The following is a 22,651-nucleotide window of genomic DNA, read 5'->3' as shown; positions in this document are numbered from 1 at the left end:
CGGTCCGCCGGCCCGACGAACGGCGGTGTCCCGCTCGGTTCTACGGGGCGGTGCGCAGGTCTTTGAGGTAGCAGATCAGTTCCACCTCGGGCACCGGCCACCAGTCGCGCTCGGGCGCGCGGTGGAAGCCCATCCGCGCGTAGAGCCGGTGTGCGGCGCGCATGTCCCACACGGTGGAGATCGCGACGGCGGTGAAGTGGTGCTTGCGGGCCCGCTCCAGGCACGCCTCCACGAGCGCCTCGCCGATGCCGCGACCGCGGGCGGCCGGGCCGACCGCGAGCATCCGGAACTCGCCCTCGCCCTCTCGGGAGACCTCCGCGTAGGCGCTGCCGGGCAGCACGAAGGCCACGGTGCCCAGGATCTCGCCGCTGCCCTCGTCCACCGCCACGAGCAGTTCGGAGTTCTCCGCCCGATGCGCGGCCTTGCGCAGATCGTTCACGTAGTCCTGGTCGGCGGCGACCAGGCCGGCGTAGCCCGCGACGGTCACGTCCCCCACCGCTTCGTACTCCTGCGGGCGCGCCTGGCGGATGTGGACGCCGGCGGGAGCGGGGTGGTGGTCGTGCGGTCGGGCCGCGGCGGAGGCAGGAGGATTCATAGCCGTCCAGTTTACGCTGCCGATCACACGCCCATGGTCGTGCGCGGGTAGACCGCCTCCGGATCGGTGAGCACGTTCAGCAGGTAGGGCACGCCGGAGTCGAACGCGCGACGCAGCGCGGGGGCGATCCGTTCGGGGCGGGTGATCGTCTCGCCCGCGCCGCCCAGCGCACGCACCACGTCGTCGTAGCGGGTGCCCGGGGCCAGGTCGGCGGCCACGTCGTGCCCGTACAACATGCGCATCGGGTGTTTCTCCAGCGCCCAGCAGCCGTTGTTGCCGACGATCAGCACCACCGGCAGGCGATGCCGGACCAGGGTGTCCACGTCCATCAGCGAGAAGCCCGCCGCCCCGTCGCCCAGCAGCAGCACGACCTGCGCCGAGGGGCGGGCCAGCCGGGCGCCCAGCGCGTAGCCCAGGCCGGTGCCCAGGCAGCCGTACGGGCCCGCGTCGAGCCAGCCGCCCGGGCGGGCGGGTTCGATGTACTTGCCCGCGAAGGACACGAAGTCACCGCCGTCGCCGATCACCACGGCGTCCTCGTCGAGCAGGCGGAGCAACTCGCCGTGCACGCGCGCCGGATGGATCGGCCGGCCGGCGCTGCCCAGGAGCGGTGCGTCGGACTGCGCGGCGGTGCGGGCCGCGTCGCGCACGTGCGTGGCCCAGATCCGATACATGCCGACCCGGCCGACCCGCTCCCACGCGGTGGTCAGCGCGTCGAACAGCTCGGTCAGGTCCGCCGCGAGGGTCATCGCGCAGTGCGCGTGCGGCGCCGAGCCCGCGGGGGCGTCGGTCAGGTGCACCACGCGCGCGGAGGGCCCGCCGCCCTGACCGCCGAAGCTGCCGTAGCCCAGTCGGAAGTCCAGCGGCGCGCCCGCCACCAGCACCAGATCGGCGCCGCCGAGCGCGGTCGTCCGGGCCCGGCCGGCGAGCAGCGGGTGGCCGGCGGGTAACACGCCCCGGCCCATTCCGTTGGCCACCACCGGTATCCCCATGGTCTCGGCGGCCCGCCGCGCGGCCTGTTCCGCGCTCCCGATCCACACGTCCTGGCCGAGCACCAGCACCGGTCGGGCCGCGCGGGCGAGCAGGTCGGCGACCGCGGCGACCGGATCCGGGTCGGGGAGCACCGGCGCGGGCGGGGCCGGGCACGGCAGCGATACCTCCGCGCGGTCGTAGAGCACGTCCATCGGCACGTCCAGGAAGACCGGCCCCCGGTGCGGGCTGTTCGCCAGGGTCAGCGCGGCGTCCACCTCGGCGGTGATCCGGTCGGTGTCGTGCACGGTCGCCGCGCGTTTGGTGATCGGGGCCAGCAGCGGCGGATGGTCCAGCTCCTGGAGCGCCCCCGAGCCCCAACGAAACGCCGGCGCGCGGCCGCCCAGCACCAGCATCGGCGAGCCGTTGAACCAGGCGGTGGCCACCGCGCTGATCCCATTGGTGACGCCGGGCCCGGCGGTCAGTACGGCCAGGCCGGGCCGGCGGGTGAGCTTGGCGGTCGCCTCGGCGGCGAACACGGCGGTCTGCTCGTGCCGTACGTCCACCACCCGCAGCGGCGCCTCGGCACCGACCGCGGCGTCGTAGAGCGGGAAGACGTGGCCTCCCGACAGGGTGAACATCGTGTCGATCCCGTGCGCCCGGGCGGCGGCGACGGCGAGCGTGCCACCGTGCCCCTCGACCGTTCGGTCGGCGTGGTCTCGTTCCTCGGCCCCTCGTGGTGCGCGCATGCCCGACCTCCGTCGCCGCGGACCCGGCGGGCCCCGTGCCGCCGGGAAATCTATCCGCGTGCGCTACCGGGCAGTAAGAGGCGACCGCCGACGGCTCCCGGTCCGGGTGGGGCCGTCGGCGGTCGGGGTGTGGCTACAACGTCTGGTTGAGCGCCTTGACCGGCATGCTCAGTTCCTTGAGCAGCTCCAGGTCGGCGTCCGCGGCGCGGCCCAGGGTGGTGAGGTAGTTGCCGACGATCACCGCGTTGATGCCGCCGAGCAGGCCCTCGCGGGTGCCCAGGTCGCCGAGCGCGATCTCCCGGCCGCCCGCGTAGCGCAGGATGGTCCGGGGGAGGGCGAGCCGGAAGGCGCCGATGATCTTGAGCGCCTCGCGCGGCTCCAGCACCTCCTGGTCGGCGAACGGCGTGCCCGGGCGCGGGTTGAGGAAGTTCAGCGGCACCTCGTCCGGCTCCAGCTCGGCCAGTTGGCCGGCGAACTCGGCGCGCTGCTCGGCCGACTCGCCCATGCCGACGATGCCGCCGCAGCACACCTCCATGCCCGCCGCGCGCACCATCCGCAGGGTGTCCCAGCGCTCCTCCCACGTGTGCGTGGTGACCACGTTGGTGAAGTACGACTTCGCCGTCTCCAGGTTGTGGTTGTAGCGGTGGATGCCCATCTCGGCGAGCTCGTCGACCTGCTCCTGGGTGAGCATGCCCAGCGACGCGGCGATGTTGATGTCGACCGCCTCGCGGATCGCCGCGACGCCCTGGCGCATCTGCTTCATCAGGCGCTCGTCCGGGCCGCGCACGGCGGCCACGATGCAGAACTCGGTGGCGCCGGTCGCGGCGGTCTCCTTGGCGGCCTCCACCAGCGAGGGGATGTCCAGCCACGCGGCGCGCACGGGGGAGGGGAACAGACCCGACTGGGAGCAGAAGTGGCAGTCCTCGGGGCAACCACCGGTCTTGACCGACACGATGCCCTCGACCTCGACCTCGGGCCCGCAGTGTCGGACCCGGACCTCGTGCGCGAGCTGGAGCAGTTCTTCGAGGCGGTCGTCCGCGAGCTCCAGCACGGCCAGCACCTGCTCGGCGCTCAGCCCCCGTCCCTCGTCGAGGACTTGGCGCCGGGCCACGGCCAGGATGTCGTCGTTCACGGTCTGCGTACGGTCACTGTCGAGGGTTTCCGTCATGTCGCTCACCTTGCGGTCGGATCCTGTATGGCGCGGAACGCGGCCGGATCGAAGGTACCGCCCAGAGCCGGCGACAAACTCGCGCGGGCCGTGAGCAGGAAGTCGGCGGGGTGCAGCGAACCCGCGCCGGCGGGCAGCACACCGGCCAGCGGACGGGCGGCCAGGGTCTCCAGATCCCGGACATTGCAGCGCATCGCCAGGTCGGGCTCGGTGGGCCAGGAGCCGATCACCACGCCGACCAGGTCCACCCCCCGGTGGGCCATCGACTCCAGGGTGAGCGCGGTGTGGTTGAGCGTGCCCAGGTCGGGCCGGGTCACCACGAGGGCGCCGGCCTTCAGCTCGTGGGCCAGGTCGGCGATCGTGGTGCCCTCGTCGTCGAAGCGCACGAGCAGGCCGCCCGCGCCCTCGACGACGACCAGGTCGGTCTCCTTGGCGAGCGCGCGGACCCGGTCGGCGACGCCGTACAGGTCCACCGGCGGCAGGCCGGAGACCCGGGAGGCGGCGGCGGGGGAGAGCGGGTCGGGGTAGCGCGAGTACTCGTGCAGGTCGGTCACCCCGGCCAGGCGCCGCACGTCGGCCAGGTCGCCCGCCTCGTTCGGCCCCACACCCGTCTGCGATGCCTTGACCACGGCCACCGTGCCGCCGCGCACGGCCGCGATCGCGGCGACGGCCGCCGTGACGATCGTCTTGCCCACCCCGGTGTCGGTACCGGTCACCACGAGAACGCTCATGGCCGGTCAGCCTAGGGCGTGTCCCCGATCCCCGTCGGGCCCAGGCAAGGACCTTGGGCCCGCGGCCGGCGGACCTGTGGCCCCGGGCAACCCCCGCGCCGGTGAGGCACCATCGAGGTGGTGGGCATGCGGCTCGGCGGAGCGGCGTGACTCGCCACACAGCGGCCCTCTGCACGGGGCTGTGGGAGCGAACGGCATTCCTCCGGCGATCGGCCGGGCGGCCCGGGTGGACCCGGACCGTCCGGCCGATGGCATGCGGACGGGCGAAACGCTCGGCCCTACTCCTGCGGGCGGCGCAGTCGGGCGACGAATTTGTACCGATCCCCCCGGTACACGGATCGCACCCACTCGACCGGCTCACCTTCGGTGTCGAAGCTGTGCCGGGACAACAACAGCAGCGGCAGCCCCACGTCGGTGCCCAACAGACCGGCCTCGCGCGGGGTGGCCATCGCCGTCTCGATCGTTTCCTCGGCCTCGGCCAGGTGCACGTCGAAGCCGGCCGACAGGGCCCGATACAGCGAGTTGTGCTTGGCCAGGTGCTTGCGCAGGCCCGGGAAACGTTTGGTGGACAGATGCGTGGTCTCGATCGCCATCGGCTCGGAGTTGGCCAGCCGCAGGCGCTCTATCCGCAACACGCGGTTGCCGGGCCGGATCGCGAGCCGCTCGGCGAGGTGGTCGTCGCAGGTGATGTAGCCGATCTCGATCAACCGAGAGGTCGGCTCCAGGCCCTGGGCCTGCATGTCCTCGGTGTAGGAGGTGAGCTGCAGGCTCTGCGCGACCTTGGGCTTGGCGACGAAGGTGCCCCGGCCCTGGGCGCGCTCCAGCCGGCCCTCGATGACCAGTTCCTGGAGGGCCTGGCGCACCGTGGTGCGGGAGATGTCGAACTGCGCCGCGAGGGTGCGTTCGGGTGGCACGGGCGTGCCCGGTGGCTGGGTGTTGGTCAGCTCCTGAAGATGGCGCTTGAGGCGGTAGTACTTCGGCACGCGCGCGCTCGGTTCGAGGCCGGGGTCGCCTCCTGCCGTCGCACTGTCCGCCGCGGTTGTGATCGCGTGTTCCGCCGTCACCGGTGCCCTCCTGACACGTTCGGTCCCCATCGTGGCACGACCACCGATCCCCCCAGGACCAGGAGTGCGGATGTCGGTCCGATAACGGCGTGAGTTCGCCGTCTACGGAACCTTGACACCCCAATTGGTCTATGCCAACCTCCGAAATGGTCTAAACCATTGATGGTCACCGCGCAACCCTCGTCCCTGGTGCGTCAGTGTTTTCCCATTCGAGCCCCCTCCCCAGTGGGGGGCTCGGTCGGTCCGCGCACCTCACGGATCCGACGGGGGACATCGGCAACTCCAAACCGAACTGCGGTGCCCGACATCCTGAGGAGGATGTAGTGAAGCGTCGTCTTCTCGTCGCGGCCGGTGTCGCGGCGGCGCTGACCGGTGTTGCCGCCTGTGGATCCGACAGCAGCGATGACAAAAAGGACACCAAGCCTGCGGCGTCCGCGCCGAACGCGCCGGCCGCGGGCAACGGCAAGACCGTCCGGGTCTGGCTGATGAAGGGCTCCGCGCCCGACGACTACATCGCCGCGCTCAAGGCGAAGTTCGAGACGGACCACCCGGGCGCCAAGCTGGACGTGCAGATCCAGCAGTGGAACGGCATCGGCCAGAAGATCACCGGCGCGCTCGCCAGCAACGACGCCCCCGACGTGATCGAGGCCGGCAACACCCAGATCGCCCAGTACGGCGCCTCCGGCGGCCTCAAGGACCTCAGCTCCAAGGTCACCGAGCTCGGCGGCAAGGACTGGCTGACCGGTCTGTCCGACCCGGGCAAGGTCGACGGCAAGACCTACGGCATCCCGTTCTACGCCGCCAACCGCGTCGTGATCTACAACAAGGACCTCTTCGCCAAGGCGAGCGTGCAGCCGCCGAAGACCCGCGCCGAGTGGATCGAGACCACCAAGAAGCTCAACAGCGGGGACCAGCAGGGCATCTACCTGCCGGGTCAGAACTGGTACTTCTACGCCGGTCTGCTCAAGGACGAGGGCGCGGACATCGCGACCAAGTCCGGCAGCGCCTGGAAGGCCAACCTGGACGGCGCCCCGGCCGTCGCCGCGTCTGCCTTCTACAAGGAGCTGCAGTCGTACGGCAAGGCCGCCAAGGACGGCGACGAGAAGACCCAGCCCGAGGTCGTCGCGGCCGACGGCGGCAAGATCGCCCAGTTCATCGCCGTTCCCGGCGAGGCCGAGACGATCATCAAGTCGAACCCGGCCCTGAAGGACAAGTTCGGCTTCTTCCCGATCCCGGGCAAGGACGCGAGCAAGGCCGGTGCCGCGCTGACCGGCGGTTCCGACCTGATGGTCCCCGAGGCGTCGAAGAACCAGGACCTGGCCTACGACGTCATCAAGCTGATCAACAGCGACGAGTGGCAGACCAAGCTCGCGCAGGCGACCAAGCAGCTCCCGAACAAGAACACCCTGGGCGGCGCGGTCACGGCCGACCCGGGTGGCGCGGCGATGATGGAGGGCGCGAAGAACGGCTTCGCCACCCCCAACTCGCCGAACTGGGCCTCGGTCGAGGAGAACAACCCGATCAAGGCCTACCTCACCAAGGTGATGACCGGTAACGACGCCGCGGCAGCCGGCAAGGAAGCCAACACGTCGATCGAGAAGACGCTGAACACCAAGAACTGACCTGACGCAGGCACCCGGACCGCCGAGCGGTTCGGGTGCGGCGCAGCCGGACCGAACGGCCGGTTTCCGCCGCGGGGCACCTTCTCGCGGCGGGACCGGCCCGGCCCACCCGGCGCGGCCCGCCGGCGGACCCCCGTCGCCGGCTCCGCGCTCTCGCCACGTCCCGCCACCGGGCCGGACGGGCCGCAGACCCCCGACACCGAACAACGGGAAGGCAGCTGTGTCAGCCTCCAAGGCAGATGCGGTGGTCGCGACACCTACGCAGCCCCCGCGCAACCAGGCGCCCGTCGGCGTCAGACGCGCAACGAAGCCCCCACGCAAGCCGTCGGGGATCGTCAAGTCGGTCACCCCATACCTTCTTGTCGCGCCCGCGATCCTCGGGATCGTCTTCCTGCTGTTCTATCCGGTGGTCCGGAACGTCATGTTGTCGTTCCAGCATTACCGCTTCAAGCAGCTCATCTCGAGGTCGGCCGAATACGTCGGCTGGGAGAATTACCAGGAAGTCCTCAAGGACAGCGAGTTCTGGGAAGTCACCCGCCGCACGTTCTATTTCACCGCGGTCAACGTGGTGGCGGTCATGGTGATCTCCACGCTCTGCGCGCTGATGCTGATGAAGCTCGGCAAGACCATGCGGATCGTGGTGCTGATCGGTCTGGCCGCCGCCTGGGCGACCCCGGTCATCGCCGCCACCACGATCTTCAAGTGGCTCTTCCGCTCGGACAACGGCGTGGTCAACTGGGCGTTGGTCAAGCTCGGCTTCGACTACGAGGGCTACACGTGGTTCGGGCACGCGGGCTCCACCCTGACGGTGGTCACCCTGCTCATCGTGTGGCAGTCGATCCCGTTCGCGACGCTGACCCTGTACGCCGGTCTGACCACCGTCTCCAGCGACATCTACGAGTCGGCACGGCTGGACGGCGCGGGTCCGGTACGGATCTTCCGCTCGATCACCTTCCCGATGCTGCGCCCGATCTTCGGGCTGGTGGCCTCGCTGGAAGTGATCTGGATCTTCAAGTCCTTCGCCCAGATCTGGGCGATCGCGGGGGAGAACGGGCCGATCAACGAGGTGCGCACACTGCCCGTGTACGCCTACCAACAAGGTATGTCGGCCAAGTTGTTCGACATGGCCGGGGCGATCTCCACGATCACCGTGGTGCTCCTCGCGATCATGCTCGTCTTCTACTTCCGCCAGATGTTCAAGCAGGAACGGGAGGCCGACAAGTGAAGGCGCGCACCCTGAAGCGGATTCCGCTCAACATCGCGGCGCTGCTGGTCTTCGCCGTGTCGATCTTCCCGGTCTACTGGATGGTCCTCACCGCGTTCAAGCCGGCCAAGGACATCCAGTCGGCGACGCCGAAGTTCATCCCGAGTTCGATCTCGATGGACAACTTCAAGACCGCCGTCGACCAGCCGCACTTCTGGGACTACTGGCGCAACAGCCTGCTGGTCGCGGGCGTCGGCGTGCTGCTGGCCCTGGTCGTCGCGTGCTTCGCCGCGTTCGCGGTGGCCCGGATGCAGTGGAAGGGCCGGGCGCCCTTCATCCTGATGGTGTTCATCGCCCAGATGGCGCCGTGGGAAGCGCTGATGATCCCGATGTACCTGATCGCGCGGGACAACGACCTGCTCGACTCGCTGCCGATGCTCACCGCGATCTACTTCGTGATGACGTTGCCGTTCTCGATCGTGACCCTGCGCGGCTTCCTCGGCGGCATCCCGGTCGAGCTGGAGGAGGCCGCCCGGGTGGACGGCTGTTCGCGGTTCACCGCGTTCCGCAAGATCGTCTTCCCGCTGTTGGCCCCGGGCCTGCTGTCCACGTCGCTGTTCGGCTTCATCACCGCGTGGAACGAGTTCGCGTTCGCCAACGCGCTGCTGCTGAACCGGCCGGAGCAGCGCACGCTGCCGACCTGGCTCAACTCGTTCAGCAACGGAATCACCATCGACTGGGGCGCCATCATGGCCGCCTCGACCCTGTTCATGCTTCCGGTTCTTGCGATCTTCCTGGTGTTGCAGGGCAAGGTCACCGGCGGGCTCACCTCCGGCGCGGTAAAGGGCTGATCGACCATGTCCGAACGTCTCGAGCGCCTGGCGCTCGCCGTCCTGCAGCCCGGATTCGACGGCCTGACCGCGCCCGGCTGGCTGCGCCACCACATCGCCGGCGGGCTGGGTTCGGTGGGCCTGTTCGGTCGCAACATCGCGACCCCCGAGCAGGTCACCGCACTGACCGAGGAACTGCGTCGGGAGAACCCCGACCTCGTCGTCGCGATCGACGAGGAGGGTGGCGACGTCACCCGCATCCACGTGAACACCGGCAGCCGCTGGCCGGGCAACCTGGCGCTGGGCGTGGTGGACGACACCGCGACCACCGAGGCGGTCGCGCGCGGGCTCGGCCGTGAGCTGGCCGCGTGCGGGGTCAACCTCAACTGGGCGCCGTCGGCCGACGTGAACTCCAACCCGGACAACCCGATCATCGGGGTGCGGTCCTTCGGGGCCGATCCCGAACTGGTCGCCCGGCACACCGCCGCGTACGTGACCGGCCTGCAGTCGGCCGGGGTGGCCGCGTGCGTCAAGCACTTCCCCGGTCACGGCGACACCGCGATGGACTCGCACCACGGGCTGCCGCGCGTGGACGCCTCGCGCGAGACGCTGGCCGCGCGCGAACTGGTCCCGTTCCACGCGAGCATCGCGGCGGGCAGCAAGGCGATCATGAGCGCGCACATCGTGCTGCCGGCCTACGACACCGAGTTCCCCGCGACGTTGTCCCGGACGATCATGACCGGGCTGCTGCGCAAGGAAATGGGCTACACCGGCCTGATCGTCACCGACGCGATCGAGATGGGCGCGATAGCCGACACCTACGGCATCGCCGACGGCACCGTGCGCGCGATCGCGGCCGGCGTCGACGCGGTGTGCGTGGGCGGCGGGCTGTGCGACGAGGAGACCGTGCTGCACCTGCGCGACGCGCTGGTGACCGCGGTCCGCGAGGGCCGGCTCGCCGAGGAGCGGCTGGTCGACGCCGCGGCCCGGGTCCACGAACTGGCCACCTGGGCCAAGGTCGGCGCGGCCGAACCGGTCGACTACGCGCTCGGCCTGGACGCGGCCCGCCGCGCGGTCCGGGTGACCGGCACGGTCGTACCGATCACCACCCCCGCGCACGTGGTCGAACTCTCGCCCACCGCCAACATCGCGGTCGGCGAACAGACCCCGTGGGGCATCGCCCCGGTCCTGACCGAGGCACTGCCCGGCACCACCGTCACCCGGGCCCGGACCGCCGAACCGCAGCTCGTCGACGACGTGCTACGCGCGGCGACCGACCGCCCCCTGGTCCTGGTGGTCCGCAATCTGGACCACCACGCGTGGGCCGGCGAAATAGCGGCGAGCCTGCTCGCCGCGCGGCCGGACGCCGTCGTGGTCGAGATGGGCATCCCCGGAGCTGCCACTCCGGGCGCCGCCCACCTCGCCACGCACGGCGCCGCCACGGTCTGCGGCATCGCGGCCGCCGAACTCTTGACGGGGCGACGGTTGGGGTGACCGGCCGGATGGCGGGATGACGGCTGCCGGGGCGACCCGGTGGGTCGGGTAGGGACGGTGGATCTGGTGGGCCTGGTGGGGCGATGCGTCCGGACGTTGTGAATGCGTTCGACACGGTGCGTCCGGGCGTTGTGAACCGGGCCGACATCGGAGGGTCGGACACTGGAGTGGGCGGGGTAGGGGTGGGGCGGCGAGAATCCGCCTCGACCCGTGACGGCTCGCGATGCCGTCGCCTCGCCCGGTCGCCCTGCACCGCTGTCGCCTCGTCGCCGTCGCTTCGTCTCGACCCCGCAATTTTCTCAACCTGGCAATGCTGCAATCGGCAAGAAATTCAACGGAAGGCCGCACCATGTCCGCCACCGACGACCGTGACGTCCTGGGACCCGACCGGGGCACCATCATGTCCGCCGAGATGGCGGAGCAGCCTGCCGTCCTGCGCCGGATCCTGGCCGAGGGCGCTCCGACGATCCGGGCCATCGCGGCCGAGATCGCCGCCCGGAACCCGCGCTTCGTGCTGCTGACGGCGCGCGGCACCAGCGACAACGCCGCGTTGTACGCGAAGTACCTGATCGAGGTGCTGCTGGGCAAGCCGGCCGGGCTCACCTCGATGTCGACGACCACCGCCTACGGCGCGGAGCCGGACCTGACCGACTGCCTGGTCGTGACCGTCTCCCAGTCGGGCGGCTCGCCCGACCTGGTGGCCTCCACCGAGGCGGCCCGCAAGGCGGGCGCGATCACCCTCGCGGTGACCAACAACCCGAATTCGGCCCTGGCGGCCGTCTCCGAGTTCCACATCGACGTGCTCGCGGGCCCGGAGAAGGCGCTGCCGGCGACGAAGACGTACACCGCGGAGCTGCTCGCGCTGTACCTGTTCGTCGAGGGCCTGCGCGGCGGCGACACGTCGCCGGCCGACCTGCTGCCCGCGCTGGCCCAGGACATCCTGGACCGCGGACACGAGGTCGCCGAGCTGGCCCAGCGATACCGCTTCGCACAGCGCCTGGTGATCACCTCGCGCGGCTACGGCTACCCGACGGCGCGCGAGGCCGCGCTCAAGATCATGGAGACCAGCTACATCCCGGCCCAGTCGTTCTCCGGCGCGGACCTGCTGCACGGTCCCCTGGCCATGGTCGACAACGTCAGCCCGGTGATCGCGGTCGTCCCCGACGGCAAGGGCGGCGACGCGCTCCAGCCCGTCCTGGAGCGGCTGCGCGGCCGCGGCGCGGACCTGATGGTGATCGGCACCGCCGACCAGGTCGGCCGCGCATCGGCCGGCTTCGTCCTCCCGGAGGGCGTGGCCGAGGAGGTCCAGCCGATCCTGGAGATCATCCCGCTCCAACTCTTGGCGTACGAGGTCACCATGGCCCGCGGCCTCGACCCGGACGCCCCGCGGGCACTGGCGAAGGTCACGGAGACGCACTGACGGTGCGTTTTGGGCGCCGGCTGACGCCGCGTTCTGCGCGTGGACGGCCTCGCGATGGGGGCGGGCCTGGGTCGCGGGTGCGGCGAGCGGGTGGGCGGTGGTCGTAGGCGTGGCGTTGGTTCTTGTCAGGCGCCTTGGGCGTCGGCTCCGGAGGGGGTGAGCCCCCGGCTCGGGGCGGGGGCGAGTCGCAAGCCGGGGCGGGGCGGCGAGTGGGTCGGTGGGCCTGGGTCGTACGGCGGGCCCGAGGCCGGGGTCGCCGAACCGAGCCGAACAACGGACCCGGGGGCGTGAGCGGAGCGGGCGGGTGGGCTGCGGTCGCACGTCGGGCCTGACGCCCGGGGCGGGGTCGTGAGCGCAGAGGGCCAAGAGGCCCGAGACGTGAGCTTGACCTCACACATGGGCCGGGGTCGTGAGCGCAGCGGGCCGGTGAACCGGGGTGGCGAGTCGAACCCGACACGTGGGCCGGGGTCGTGAGCGCAGCGGGCCGAGAGGCCCGACTCCCGGGCCGGGTTGTGAGCGCGGCGAGCCGGAAAGCCCCGGTCGCGAGTTCAACCCCACACCCGGGCCGGGATCGTGAGCGCAGCGAGCCGAGAAGCCTGAGATGCGAGCCCAGCCTGACTCCCGGGCCGGGGTCGTGAGCGCGGTGAGCCGGTGGCCCCGGTCGCAAGCCCGACCCTGCACCCGGGCCTGGGTCGTGAGCTGAGTGAGCGGGTGGGCGGCTTTCGGCGATGCAGCGTTGCTTCTAGTTGGGCGCCTTCGGCGCCGGCTCGCGAGGCACCACTTTTTTGCTCCGTCGCAGGCTCCTCCACAAAAAAGTGGCCCCTCGCTCGTGACTTCGTGTCCCTGCGCTTCGCTCCGGGCCACGAAGTCAACGTTCTGCGGCTCCGCCGCTCTCCGCGCTTCGCGCGTCGATCACGAGGTCTCGCCCAGGTCGGGGGCGCTGACGCGCCGGGCCGCAGCCACACTCGGCGGCCCCGGGGAAGGCGCCACTCGCATCGAAGCCGAACCGCCAACCGGCGGTTGGCCATGTCGGGGGCGGTGGGGGTGGGCAGGGTGTGCTTGTTGTGACGCCTGCTCGTTGTCGGGGGCGTCGACGGGCCGAACCGCAGCCGGAGTCGGCGGCCGGGGAAGGCGCCACGCCTTGCCGCAGCCGACGTTCCACTGCGCGCCGCGTTGGTGGAGGATGCGGCCGACGTGGCCTACTCCGAACCTGTGTGGCCGGCGGTCGGGTGGTGCCGCTCGGCGAGGAGTTGGCCTGTCCCTGTCCCTGTCGCCGACTCCGGCTGCGGTCCGACGCATCGGCTCCAAGACGCGGGTGGGCGTGACGGCAGCGCACGCGGCCTCCTCGGACCGGCCACCCCTGGCATGGCCGCTCGGGATTTGGCGCGTTGGTTGCGGTGCGAGTGGCGCCTTCCCCGGGGCCGCCGAGTGTGGCTGCGGCCCGGCGCGTCAGCGCCCCCGAGGCAGGCGAGACCTCGTGATCGACGCGCGCAGCGCGGAGAGCGGCGGAGCCGCAAAACAAAGACTTCGTGGCCCGGAGCGAAGCGCAGGGACACGAAGTCACGAGCGAGGGGCCACTTTTTTGTGGAGGAGCCTGCGACGGAACAAAAAAGTGGTGCCTCGCGAGCCGGCGCCGAAGGCGCCCAACAAGAAGCAACGCTGCATCGCCGAAAGCCCCCCACCCGCTCACTCAGCTCACGACCCAGGCCCGGATGCCGGGTTCGGCTCGCGACCGGGGCCTTCCGGCTCGCTGCGCTCGCGACCCCCGGCTCAGGCGTGGAGTCCGGCTCGCTGCGTTTGCGACGCCGGCTCGGGTGTGGGGTTCGGCTCTCGGGCTCGACGCCGGGCGCGTGTCGGGCCGGCTCGCGACCCAGCCACGCCGTGAAGCCCCGTCGCGGCGCTCGCCCGTTCGGGTTCGTGTGTCAGATGTTGGCCTCGTAGGCGACCACGCCGCCTACCCAGGTCTTCAGGATTTGCCAGTCGTCGCTCCACCAGACCAGGTCGGCGGCGGTGCCGGGGGAGAGGCGGCCCAGGTCGGGGCGGCCGAGGGCGTCGGCGGGGACTCGGGTGGCGCAGGTGAGGACTCGGGCCGGGGGGTTGCCCAGGGCGATCAGGTTGCGGACGGCGAGGTCCAGGGTCAGGGCGGAGCCGGCGATCGTGCCGTCCAGGTTGCGCGGGACGTCGCCCTCGACCAGGGTCACGTCGACGTCGCCGAGGCGGTAGCGGCCCGGGGGCATGCCCGCGGCGGCCATCGCGTCGGTGACCAGGGCGGTGCGCTCGCCGGCGACGCGCAGGACCAGCGAGCAGACCGGGCCCACCACGTGGTGCAGGTCCGCGATCAGGCCGGGGGTCAGCCGCGGGTCGCTCAACGCCGCGCCGACCACGCCCGGTTCGCGGTGGCCCAGACCGCGTTGCGCGTTGAACAGGTGGGTGACCATGGTCGCGCCCGCGTCCGCGGCGGCGGACATCTCGGCGGCGGTCGCGTCCGTGTGTCCGGCCGAGACTCGGATCCCCGTGGCGACGATGCGCCGAATGGCCTCGAGCGCACCGGGAAGTTCGGGTGCCAGGGTGATCAGGGTGAGTGCCTCGCGGACCGCGTCGTCCAGCAGCAGGCGGTCGACCAGCTCGGGGGTGGGCTCACGCAGGTACTGCGGCGGGTGGGTGCCGACCCGGGCCGGGGACAGGAACGGCCCCTCCAGGTGCACGCCCAGGTCGCGCGCGATGGGCTCCAGGGCGAACTTGGCGCGCAGTTCGGCGGCCCGCACGAGGGCCGCGGTGAGCGTGTCCAGGTCGCCGGTGATGAAGGTCGGGCAGAACGCGGTGACCCCGGTCGACGGGAGCTTCGCGGCGACCTCGCGCCACGCGGTCGCGTCGGCGGCCACGAAGTCGTGTCCGAACGCGCCGTTGAGCTGGATGTCGATCAGACCCGGGGTGAGTACACCGTGCGGCAGTCGGATGGTGTCGGGACCGCCGGGGCCCTCGGTCACGCCGATGATCCGCCCCTGCTCCACACCCACTTCGGCCGGGCCGACGAGCGCCCCGTCCACAAGCACGCGAGGTGCCCCAATGCCGGCCACGCGTGCCCTTCCTTCCCTGCGGGACCGCTACGCGGCCGAGCGTTCGGCGGCCTCCCGGTGCGGGCCGGGAGGCCGTCGCCCATTTTGGTTCAGACCAATCCTAGTTGTCTAGACCAATGTCGAGGGACATGCCACGTATATCGGTGGTTATCGGGGCGGGTGATGGCGAACCGAAGGAAGGCCCGGGGGAACGCGCCGGGGGCGGGGGGAGGGCAGGCCGGACCTCAGCCGGTGGCGGACCGCAGCACCGACAGGGCCCGCGACAGGTCGGCCGACGTCAGGTCCGCGCGGGCCGCCAGCCGCAGTCGGGAGATGCCGTCCGGCACCGACGGCGGTCGGAAGCAGCCGACCAGGACGCCGGCCTCGGCGCAGCGCGCCGCGGTGTCGAAGGCGAGTTGTGCCTCGCCGATGAGCACCGACGCCACCGCGCCCTCGGGCTCGGTCACCCGCAGGCCCGCCTCCCGAGCGCCCGCCGAGAGCGCGCGGGCGTTCGCCCGTACCGCGTCGGCCAGCCCCGGCTGCGCGCGCAGGATCCGCAACGCCGCCAGCGCCGCCGCCACGCAGGCCGGCGCCAACCCCGTGTCGAAGATGAACGGCCGCGCCGCGTCGACCAGATGCTCGATCACCCGGGCGGGCCCGAGCACCGCACCGCCCTGCGAGCCCAGCGCCTTGGACAACGTCGCGGTCAGCACCACGTCGTCCGCCCCCGCGAGCCCGGCCGCGTGGACCGCGCCCCGGCCGCCCGGACCCACCACGCCGAGCCCGTGTGCCTCGTCCACGAGCAGGACGGCGCCGTATCGCCGTGTGACGGCCGCAAGCTCGGCGAGTGGGGCGATGTCCCCATCGACCGAGAAGACCGCGTCCACGACCACCAGGGCGCGTTCCTCGGCCCGTTCCGCGAGCACCCGGGCCACCGCCGCCACGTCCCGGTGCCCGGTGATCGCCACCCGGGCCCGGGAAAGCCGGCACGCGTCCACGATCGACGCGTGGTTGATCGCGTCCGAGACGACCAGGCCGCCCTTGCCGACCAGCCCGGCGATCACCCCGAGATTGGCCAGGTATCCGGAGGAGAACACCAGCGCCGCCTCGGCGCCCATGTGGTCGGCCAGCTCCGCCTCCAATTCGGCGTGCAACTCGGTGGACCCGGTCACCAGCCGCGACCCGGTCGACCCGCCGCCCCACGTGCGCACCGCGCGTACGGTCGCCTCGATCACCCGCTCGTCGCGGGACAGGCCCAGGTAGTCGTTTCCGGCCAGATCCAACCCGCCAGCCGTCGCCGCGCGCGGCCGCAGCCGGCGGCGCAGACCGGCCTCGATCCGCTGCTTCTCGCGGATGTCCAGCCAGTCGAGCGGATGACCGCCGCCGCCGAGCGGCTGCCGGGGGGTGGGCGATTGGGTGGACATCGATACCTCACAGGTGCGGCGAAGTGGGGCGGCCAGGATCGCAGGCGTGGTGGAAAGTACGCTGCGCGTGTGCCCTCCATGAACGATCTCGTCCGCCGTCACGGCGCGCTGCCCACCGCCGACCTGGAGTGGCTGCACCTGCTGGTGTCCGAGTGGCAACTGCTCGCCGACCTGTCCTTCGCGGACCTGGTGTTGTGGGTGCCGACCAGCGACGGGCAGTACGTCGCGGTCGCGCAGATGCGGCCGAACACCGGCGCCACCTCGCATCAGGACGACCTGGTCGGCGACTTCGTCCCGCGCGGGCGGCGGCCGATGCTGGACGCGGCGCTGGACGAGGGCCGGATCGTGCGCGAGGGCGACCCGGAGTGGCGCGACGACGTACCGGTGCGGGTCGAGGCGATCCCGGTCTCCCGGGAGGGCCGGGTGATCGGCGTGATCGCGCGCAACACCAACCTGCTGACCGCCCGCACGCCCAGCCGGCTGGAATTGACCTACCTCCAGAGCGCCGCGGATCTCGCGCAGATGATCGCCGCAGGGACGTTTCCGCACGCCGGCGAACTGCTCGACATGGACGCGTCGCCGCGCGTGGGCGACGGCCTGATCCGCCTCGACGCGGACGGCATCGTGCAGTACGCCAGCCCCAACGCGCTCTCCGCCTACCACCGCCTCGGCCTGACCTCCGACCTGGTCGGTTGCCACCTCGGCCGGATCACCGCCGAACTGGCGCCGCACGAGGGCCCGGTGGACGAGGCCATCTCCGCGGTCGCCAGCGGCTGGGCCCCGCGCGAGACCGAGGTGGAGACGCCCGCGGCGGTGGTGCAACTGCGCGCGATCCCGCTCAAGCCGCGCGGGCAGCGGATCGGCGCGATCATGCTCCTGCGCGACGTGACCGAGCTGCGCCGGCGCGAGCGCGAGCTGATCACCAAGGACGCCACCATCCGGGAGATCCACCACCGGGTGAAGAACAACCTGCAGACGGTGGCCGCGCTGCTGCGCCTGCAGGCCCGCCGGATGGACGCGCCGCAGGCCCGGGCCGCGCTGGAGGAGGCGGTCCGCCGGGTCGGCTCGATCGCGATCGTGCACGAGACGTTGTCCCAGACGCTGGACGAGCGGGTGGACTTCGACGAGATCGCCGACCGGGTGTTGTCCATGGTCACCGAGGTCGCCGCGTCCTCGGTGCGGGTGCGCACCGCCCGACACGGCAACTTCGGCGAACTGATCGCGGAGACCGCGACGCCGTTGGCGATGGTGCTCACCGAGCTGCTGCAGAACGCCCTGGAGCACGCGTTCGAGGACCCCGGCTACACCGACCGGGCGGGCACCCTGGAGGTGCACGCCGAACGCCGCGCGGAACGCCTGCTCATCACCGTCACCGACGACGGGATCGGCCTGCCGGCCGATTTCGATCCGCAGGTCTCCGGCAACCTCGGTCTGCAGATCGTGCGCACCCTGGTCGGCAGCGAACTCGCGGGCCGTTTCGACATGGTGCCCAATCCGGCCGGCGGCACGATCGTCACCCTGGACCTGCAAATCCGCCAGCGCCGCTGAGCCCGATCGCATTCGGGCCCACCGGCCCGATTTCGCGACGCCGGGAAACTTCCGTACGTGGAAAAGCAGTTGCCCCGCCCTGGTCCGATCGGACCTTGGCGGGGCAACTGCGGCAAAGCTTTGGTGTTTCCGATGATCAAGTGTTTCCGGTGATCAAGTTCCCGGAGTGTTCAGCCTGTCGGTCGATCAGGCGGAGGCACGGGCACGGTTGCGGGCGGCGCGGCGCTTGAGAGCGCGACGCTCGTCCTCGCTCAGACCGCCCCACACACCCGCGTCCTGACCGGACTCGAGAGCCCAGCCCAGGCACTGCTCCATCACGGGGCAACGGCGGCAGACCGCCTTCGCCTCCTCGATCTGAAGCAGAGCGGGACCGGTGTTGCCGATCGGGAAGAACAGCTCCGGGTCTTCGTCACGGCAGGCAGCAACGTGGCGCCAGTCCATGCGGTCCAACTCCTCGTGGGTCAGCGGGGGCTTCCGGCCCCGCTGTGGCTTGTGAATGTGAACGCTTTCACGAACCCCCCGACAAGCAAGGGGCCGACGAAGTCGGTCCCCAGGTTTGGCAGTGGATTCGGGCGGTGAAGATGACCTTTCGGCCACGTCCCTGCCGCCTCGTAGAGCCTTACAAACCTCGGCCGCCGATACAACCCCCTTGGGCCAGGATTTTTTAAATCATCGGTGTCGACTAGGTCACACCACTACATCGAAGGGGTGAACCCGGTATTTGCGTTCGAGTGAAAGGCCAAAAGGCCCTTCCACTCACACAATCACACGCAGTGCACGGGGAACCCCCCGGAAGGTCACACTCCGATGTTCTCCCAGATGGTCCCCATCGACCTGAAGGGAAACAGGTTCTTCAGTCCGAAGAGTGAACGCATCGCAGTCGTGCAGGGACACGACGTGACGCCCATGTGGAGCATTACCCGTGGAGCCCAGCATCCGGGCCAGATGGCGCAATGTGGGCAGTGTTGACATCCGGGTGAGCGCGAAGAGGTCCAATCCGGTGTCATATGACGCTTGTGGGCACGGATTCAGCGGCCGGTCGTGCAAAAACGTCCACGGCACCGTGTTCTGCACTATCCCGAGGCAGATTCCCTCGATCGGCTCCGCGCCGGGCACCTCCAGCGTCAGCGTCCCGTGTCTGCGGGAGTCCCGCCCGCCGTAGAACCGGCGCAACGCGGACCGTACGTACAGACCCGGCGTCGCGCGCCGACCGCCGGCCCGACGCTCCTCCACCCGGCCGACCACCTCGGCGTCGAATCCGATGCCGGCGCAGAACAGGAACCAGCGCTCGTCGGCCAGGCCCAGTCCGATCTCCCGACTGCGACCCGCGCGCAGCGCCTCCAACAGCAGGCCGGTCGCCTCGACCGGATCGTTGGGCATCCCGAGCGAGCGCGCGAACACGTTGGTGCTGCCGCCCGGGACCACCGCCACCGCCGGCAGCGAGGGGGCCGGGCCGGCGGCGAGCAGTCCGTTGGCCACCTCGTTGGCCGTGCCGTCGCCGCCCAGCGCGATCACCAGATCGAGGCCGTCGTCCGCGGCCTGTCGGGCCAGTTCCGTGGCGTGCCCCCGATGCTCGGTGGCGACCACGTCGAGCTTGAGGTCGCCGGCGAGCGCGTGCGCCAGGACGTCCCTGGTGCGTTCGCTGGTGGTCGTGGCCTTGGGGTTCACCACGAGAAGGGCGCGCATGCCACCAGCGTATCTACCGACGGGTAGGGCTCCCATGGGTCCGGGCGGGGCGCCCATGGATCGCCCGGGCGCCGGCCCCGGTTACAGTCTTGGGGTGACCGAGAGCCCTTCCGCCCAGGACCAGTCGGGCCCCGCCGGGGTCCTCCCCCTCACCTGGCGCATCTGCACCGCGGTGGTCGGTGTCGAGGCGTTCGCACTCCTCGGATACTCCCTCTATCTGACCTTCCGCAGCGAGTTCGGCCATCCGACCAACGCGTCGGAGGGCGTCGCGATCGGCATCTACCTGCTGATCCTCGCCGCCGGGATAGTCGCCGCGTTCGTGGGCATGCTGCGCGGCCGGCGCTGGAGCCGATCGCCGGCGATCACCGCCAACCTGATCGTGGTCGGCATGGGGTGGTACCTGATCAAGGCCGATCAGCTCGTGATCGGCATCCTGACCATGATCGTGGGTGTGGTCACCATCGGCGTCCTTGCGACACCCGGCATGTACAACGCGCTCGAAGCGCGCCACCAGGCCCATCGGGCCTGAGTCGCCGCCCGTAGCTTTCGGCCGCGCCGCGCGGCGACGAGGGCCCCGGACCGACCTCGGTCCGGGGCCCTCGTCGTGGCCGCGGGCTACTCCTCGACGAGCAACCGCTCGCGCAACTGTGCGAGGGTGCGCGCGAGCAGTCGCGAGACGTGCATCTGCGAGATGCCGACCTCCTGCGCGATCTGGGACTGGGTCATGTTGCCGAAGAAGCGCAGCAGCAGGATCTTCTTCTCGCGCGGCGGCAACTGCTCCAGGAGCGGCTTGAGCGATTCGCGGTACTCCACGCCCTCGAGCGCGTCGTCCTCGGCGCCCAGCGTGTCGGCGACGGCCGGCGAGTCGTCGTCGGTGTCCGGTACGTCCAGCGAGAGCGTGCTGTAGGCGTTGGCCGATTCGAGGCCCTCGAGCACTTCCTCCTCGGAGATCCCCAGTTGCACGGCGAGCTCGGCGACGGTGGGGGAACGGCCGTTGCGCTGGGAGAGCTCGGCGGTGGCCGAGGTCAGCGCGAGGCGCAGCTCCTGGAGTCGGCGCGGCACCCGCACCGCCCAGCCCTTGTCCCGGAAGTGCCGCTTGATCTCGCCGACGATGGTCGGCGTCGCGTAGGTCGAGAACTCGACCCCACGATCCGAGTCGAATCGGTCCACCGACTTGATCAGGCCGATGGTGGCCACCTGGATCAGGTCGTCCAACGGCTCGCCGCGATTGCGGAACCGGCGGGCCAGGTGCTCGACCAGCGGCAGATGCATCTCCACCAGTCGATCGCGCACCGCGGCCCGCGCGGGCGGGTCCGATTCGAGCACCGCGAGTTGCGCGAACAGGCCGCGCGCGATCTCCCGGTCGTGGGCGTGGCGTTCGGAACCGGCGCGTCGCCGGTTCGGCACCGCCGGTCCCGTGGGCCCGGCGGATCCGGCAGGTTGTGCCGGCTTGTCCGGCCCGGTCGCCTCGACGCCACCGTCCATCGTCATGCTCGCGTCGCTCACCATGCCCTCACCCTCCCCTCGGCCGCGCCCGGCGGCCTCGTCGGGTGAGGCCGCGCTCGGCTGCGGTTCGTTGGCCGCGCCTTCGACACCACTGCTCACGTCTGCTCCGGCCCGCCACCGCGCTTCTTGTGCAGGCTGATGCTGACCACCTTGTCCTCGCTCACCGTCGCGTCCACCTCGCCGGCCAGCGCCGACAGGACGGTCCAGGCGAACGTGTCGCGCGCGGGTGTTCGGCCGTCCGTGGTCGGCGCGGACACGGTGACGTGCAACGCGTCGCCCACCAGGTTGAACACGCAGGAGAGCACTCCGCCGGCCACCGCCTGGTCGAGCAACATCGCGCACGCCTCGTCGACCGCGATGCGCAGGTCTTCGATCTCGTCCAGGGTGAAGTCGAGGCGGGCCGCGAGGCCCGCCGTCGCGGTGCGCAGAACGGAGAGATAGGCACCTTCGGCAGGCAGTCGGACCTCGACGAAGTCCCGCTGTCCGGTGCCGGCTTCGTCCGCCGTGTGTGCGGATCGCTGGGACACCCTCACCTCCAAGGTGCTGCTGTGGGTGGCCGCCGGGCGGTCACCACCGATGTCGGGGGGAACCCCAGCGACGCTACCGCGCCGGCCGACAACTGTCGTCACCGATGCGGGAACGGGTGCGGGAACGAGCGAGGCGACTGTCTACCCGAACGGTACGTCACGATATGTGATTTGACGAGTACGTAGTGTACCCGACTTTGGTAATTTCGCACTGCGAGATCGTGCCGTCCATGTACATGTGCCACAGTCCGTCGGCCGCCAACCCGCAAATGTCAGGTATGTCGCTCCGATTCCGGGTCTCGGGCCCGAATTCTGGCCCGATGCAGCGCCACGTTCGTCCGCGAGGCGCACCGATCCGAGCAGTGCCGGCGGGAGCGATTTGCGGACATGTCCAGGAAGACGTTCCGGCACGGTGCGGCCCGGCACACGCCCAGTCGGTCGATGCCGTGCGCGCTCAGCCGAACGGCCAGGCCCATGGCGGCTATCGCGGCGAAACCCTCGGCCGCGCCCACCGCGTCGCCCGCCAGGTGCAGATGCCACGGGCTCGCGTCGTGGCCGGTCAGTCGCGGGTGCACGGGGAATTCGGCGAGCAGGCCGTTGAGGGTGGCGACGGCGTCCGCCTCGCGGTCGGCCGCGGCGTCCGCGAAGACCGCCCGCAGCCGGGTGCGCACCGAGCGCAGCCGACTCACGTCGGCGTCCGTCACCCGGGGAGGGATGCGCCGAACGGGTGCGATCAGCGCGAGTACGTCCTCGGGGGAGCGCAGCAGGTCCTCGCCGCGTGCGGGCTGCTCGGTGTTGACCAGCCGGACCGCGTGCTCGGCGTAGGCGGAGAGATCCAACGACTGTCCTTCGGTCGCGGTCGCCGGCCCGACCCCGGGCGGATGCCTTCCGGTGCCGTCGAGCCCGCGTTTCGCACGGGTCGGCGGGGTCGGATGTGGCGGCGGTTACTGTCAGCGTACTGGGCGTGGCGCTACCGTCTGGGCCAGTTGCGAGAAGGGGTCTGACGCGCCATCACAAAACGGTGGTAATCGGTTCACCGCCCTGGAGTACCCCCATTCGGG

At 71.1% G+C, this 22,651-nt stretch carries 19 protein-coding genes; 7 read left to right on the top strand and 12 right to left on the bottom strand.

The genetic code is table 11. The features are described from left to right. Nucleotides 1–40 precede the first annotated feature (40 nt). From ACH4U8_RS04990 to ACH4U8_RS04970, 5 genes are all read right to left on the bottom strand, one after another. The gene (locus tag ACH4U8_RS04990) at nt 41–595 is read right to left on the bottom strand and encodes a GNAT family N-acetyltransferase (protein ID WP_395775840.1); all 555 of its coding nucleotides are present in this window, start codon (nt 593–595) and stop codon (nt 41–43) included. Between the two features lie 23 nt (nt 596–618). Then, nucleotides 619–2,310, bottom strand: a complete 1,692-nt coding sequence (locus tag ACH4U8_RS04985; protein WP_379990605.1) for an acetolactate synthase — start codon at nt 2,308–2,310, stop codon at nt 619–621. A gap of 133 nt (nt 2,311–2,443) precedes the next feature. Next, nucleotides 2,444–3,478, bottom strand: a complete 1,035-nt coding sequence (gene bioB, locus ACH4U8_RS04980; protein ID WP_360324295.1) for a biotin synthase BioB — start codon at nt 3,476–3,478, stop codon at nt 2,444–2,446. Nucleotides 3,479–3,483: 5 nt separating this feature from the next. Then, nucleotides 3,484–4,209 (bottom strand): dethiobiotin synthase, encoded by a 726-nt coding sequence (bioD, locus tag ACH4U8_RS04975; RefSeq protein WP_360324297.1) that lies wholly within the window; start codon nt 4,207–4,209, stop codon nt 3,484–3,486. 278 nt (nt 4,210–4,487) lie between these two features. Beyond that, nucleotides 4,488–5,273, bottom strand: coding sequence for a GntR family transcriptional regulator (locus ACH4U8_RS04970; protein ID WP_379992044.1), 786 nt, complete (start codon nt 5,271–5,273; stop codon nt 4,488–4,490). Nucleotides 5,274–5,596: 323 nt separating this feature from the next. On the opposite strand from ACH4U8_RS04970, the gene ACH4U8_RS04965 reads away from it, so the two are divergent. From ACH4U8_RS04965 to ACH4U8_RS04945, 5 genes are all read left to right on the top strand, one after another. Further along, nucleotides 5,597–6,895, top strand: a complete 1,299-nt coding sequence (locus ACH4U8_RS04965; RefSeq protein WP_360324299.1) for an extracellular solute-binding protein — start codon at nt 5,597–5,599, stop codon at nt 6,893–6,895. 244 nt (nt 6,896–7,139) lie between these two features. Continuing rightward, nucleotides 7,140–8,120: a carbohydrate ABC transporter permease gene (locus ACH4U8_RS04960; protein WP_395775839.1), complete on the top strand. Its 981-nt coding sequence runs from the start codon at nt 7,140–7,142 to the stop codon at nt 8,118–8,120. Further along, nucleotides 8,117–8,950, top strand: a complete 834-nt coding sequence (locus tag ACH4U8_RS04955; RefSeq protein ID WP_395775838.1) for a carbohydrate ABC transporter permease — start codon at nt 8,117–8,119, stop codon at nt 8,948–8,950. Before ACH4U8_RS04960 ends, ACH4U8_RS04955 begins: the two co-directional genes overlap by 4 nt. Nucleotides 8,951–8,956: 6 nt before the next feature. Continuing rightward, entirely contained in the window at nt 8,957–10,423 is a 1,467-nt protein-coding gene (locus tag ACH4U8_RS04950; protein WP_395775837.1) for a glycoside hydrolase family 3 protein, read from the top strand. A gap of 349 nt (nt 10,424–10,772) precedes the next feature. After that, the gene (locus tag ACH4U8_RS04945; protein WP_360324307.1) at nt 10,773–11,843 is read left to right on the top strand and encodes an SIS domain-containing protein; all 1,071 of its coding nucleotides are present in this window, start codon (nt 10,773–10,775) and stop codon (nt 11,841–11,843) included. 1,922 nt (nt 11,844–13,765) lie between these two features. On the opposite strand, the gene nagA is transcribed toward ACH4U8_RS04945, so the two are convergent. Both nagA and ACH4U8_RS04935 read right to left on the bottom strand, forming a co-directional pair. After that, entirely contained in the window at nt 13,766–14,920 is a 1,155-nt protein-coding gene (gene nagA / locus ACH4U8_RS04940) for an N-acetylglucosamine-6-phosphate deacetylase (protein ID WP_395775836.1), read from the bottom strand. Nucleotides 14,921–15,144: 224 nt separating this feature from the next. Further along, nucleotides 15,145–16,323 (bottom strand): 8-amino-7-oxononanoate synthase, encoded by a 1,179-nt coding sequence (locus tag ACH4U8_RS04935; RefSeq protein WP_360319368.1) that lies wholly within the window; start codon nt 16,321–16,323, stop codon nt 15,145–15,147. 78 nt (nt 16,324–16,401) lie between these two features. On the opposite strand from ACH4U8_RS04935, the gene ACH4U8_RS04930 reads away from it, so the two are divergent. Then, a complete protein-coding gene (locus ACH4U8_RS04930) occupies nt 16,402–17,871 on the top strand; it encodes a histidine kinase N-terminal domain-containing protein (protein ID WP_360319370.1) in 1,470 nt (489 codons plus the stop codon). A 186-nt stretch (nt 17,872–18,057) separates the two neighbouring features. Here the strand turns inward: ACH4U8_RS04930 and ACH4U8_RS04925 are convergent, their stop codons facing one another. Continuing rightward, nucleotides 18,058–18,312, bottom strand: a complete 255-nt coding sequence (locus ACH4U8_RS04925; RefSeq protein WP_020557388.1) for a WhiB family transcriptional regulator — start codon at nt 18,310–18,312, stop codon at nt 18,058–18,060. A 315-nt stretch (nt 18,313–18,627) separates the two neighbouring features. Beyond that, nucleotides 18,628–19,557, bottom strand: a complete 930-nt coding sequence (locus tag ACH4U8_RS04920) for a diacylglycerol/lipid kinase family protein (protein ID WP_395775835.1) — start codon at nt 19,555–19,557, stop codon at nt 18,628–18,630. Nucleotides 19,558–19,651: 94 nt separating this feature from the next. On the opposite strand from ACH4U8_RS04920, the gene ACH4U8_RS04915 reads away from it, so the two are divergent. Further along, nucleotides 19,652–20,086 carry a hypothetical protein gene (locus ACH4U8_RS04915; protein ID WP_360319374.1) on the top strand — a complete coding sequence of 145 codons (435 nt, stop codon included), beginning with the start codon at nt 19,652–19,654 and terminating at the stop codon, nt 20,084–20,086. A gap of 86 nt (nt 20,087–20,172) precedes the next feature. Here ACH4U8_RS04915 and ACH4U8_RS04910 read toward each other — a convergent pair whose 3' ends face one another. From ACH4U8_RS04910 to ACH4U8_RS04900, 3 genes are all read right to left on the bottom strand, one after another. Then, the gene (locus tag ACH4U8_RS04910) at nt 20,173–21,066 is read right to left on the bottom strand and encodes an RNA polymerase sigma factor SigF (RefSeq protein WP_379992483.1); all 894 of its coding nucleotides are present in this window, start codon (nt 21,064–21,066) and stop codon (nt 20,173–20,175) included. Between the two features lie 92 nt (nt 21,067–21,158). After that, nucleotides 21,159–21,602, bottom strand: a complete 444-nt coding sequence (locus ACH4U8_RS04905) for an anti-sigma regulatory factor (protein WP_379992481.1) — start codon at nt 21,600–21,602, stop codon at nt 21,159–21,161. Between the two features lie 260 nt (nt 21,603–21,862). Further along, complete coding sequence (locus tag ACH4U8_RS04900; protein ID WP_360319380.1) at nt 21,863–22,429, bottom strand: CGNR zinc finger domain-containing protein; 567 nt, start codon at nt 22,427–22,429, stop codon at nt 21,863–21,865. Nucleotides 22,430–22,651: the final 222 nt, after the last annotated feature.

This window comes from Embleya sp. NPDC020886 (genome assembly GCF_044333915.1).
Taxonomy (GTDB): domain Bacteria; phylum Actinomycetota; class Actinomycetes; order Streptomycetales; family Streptomycetaceae; genus Embleya.
Note: the sequence above shows the minus strand (reverse complement) of the source record. Positions and strands in the feature narration are given on the sequence as shown.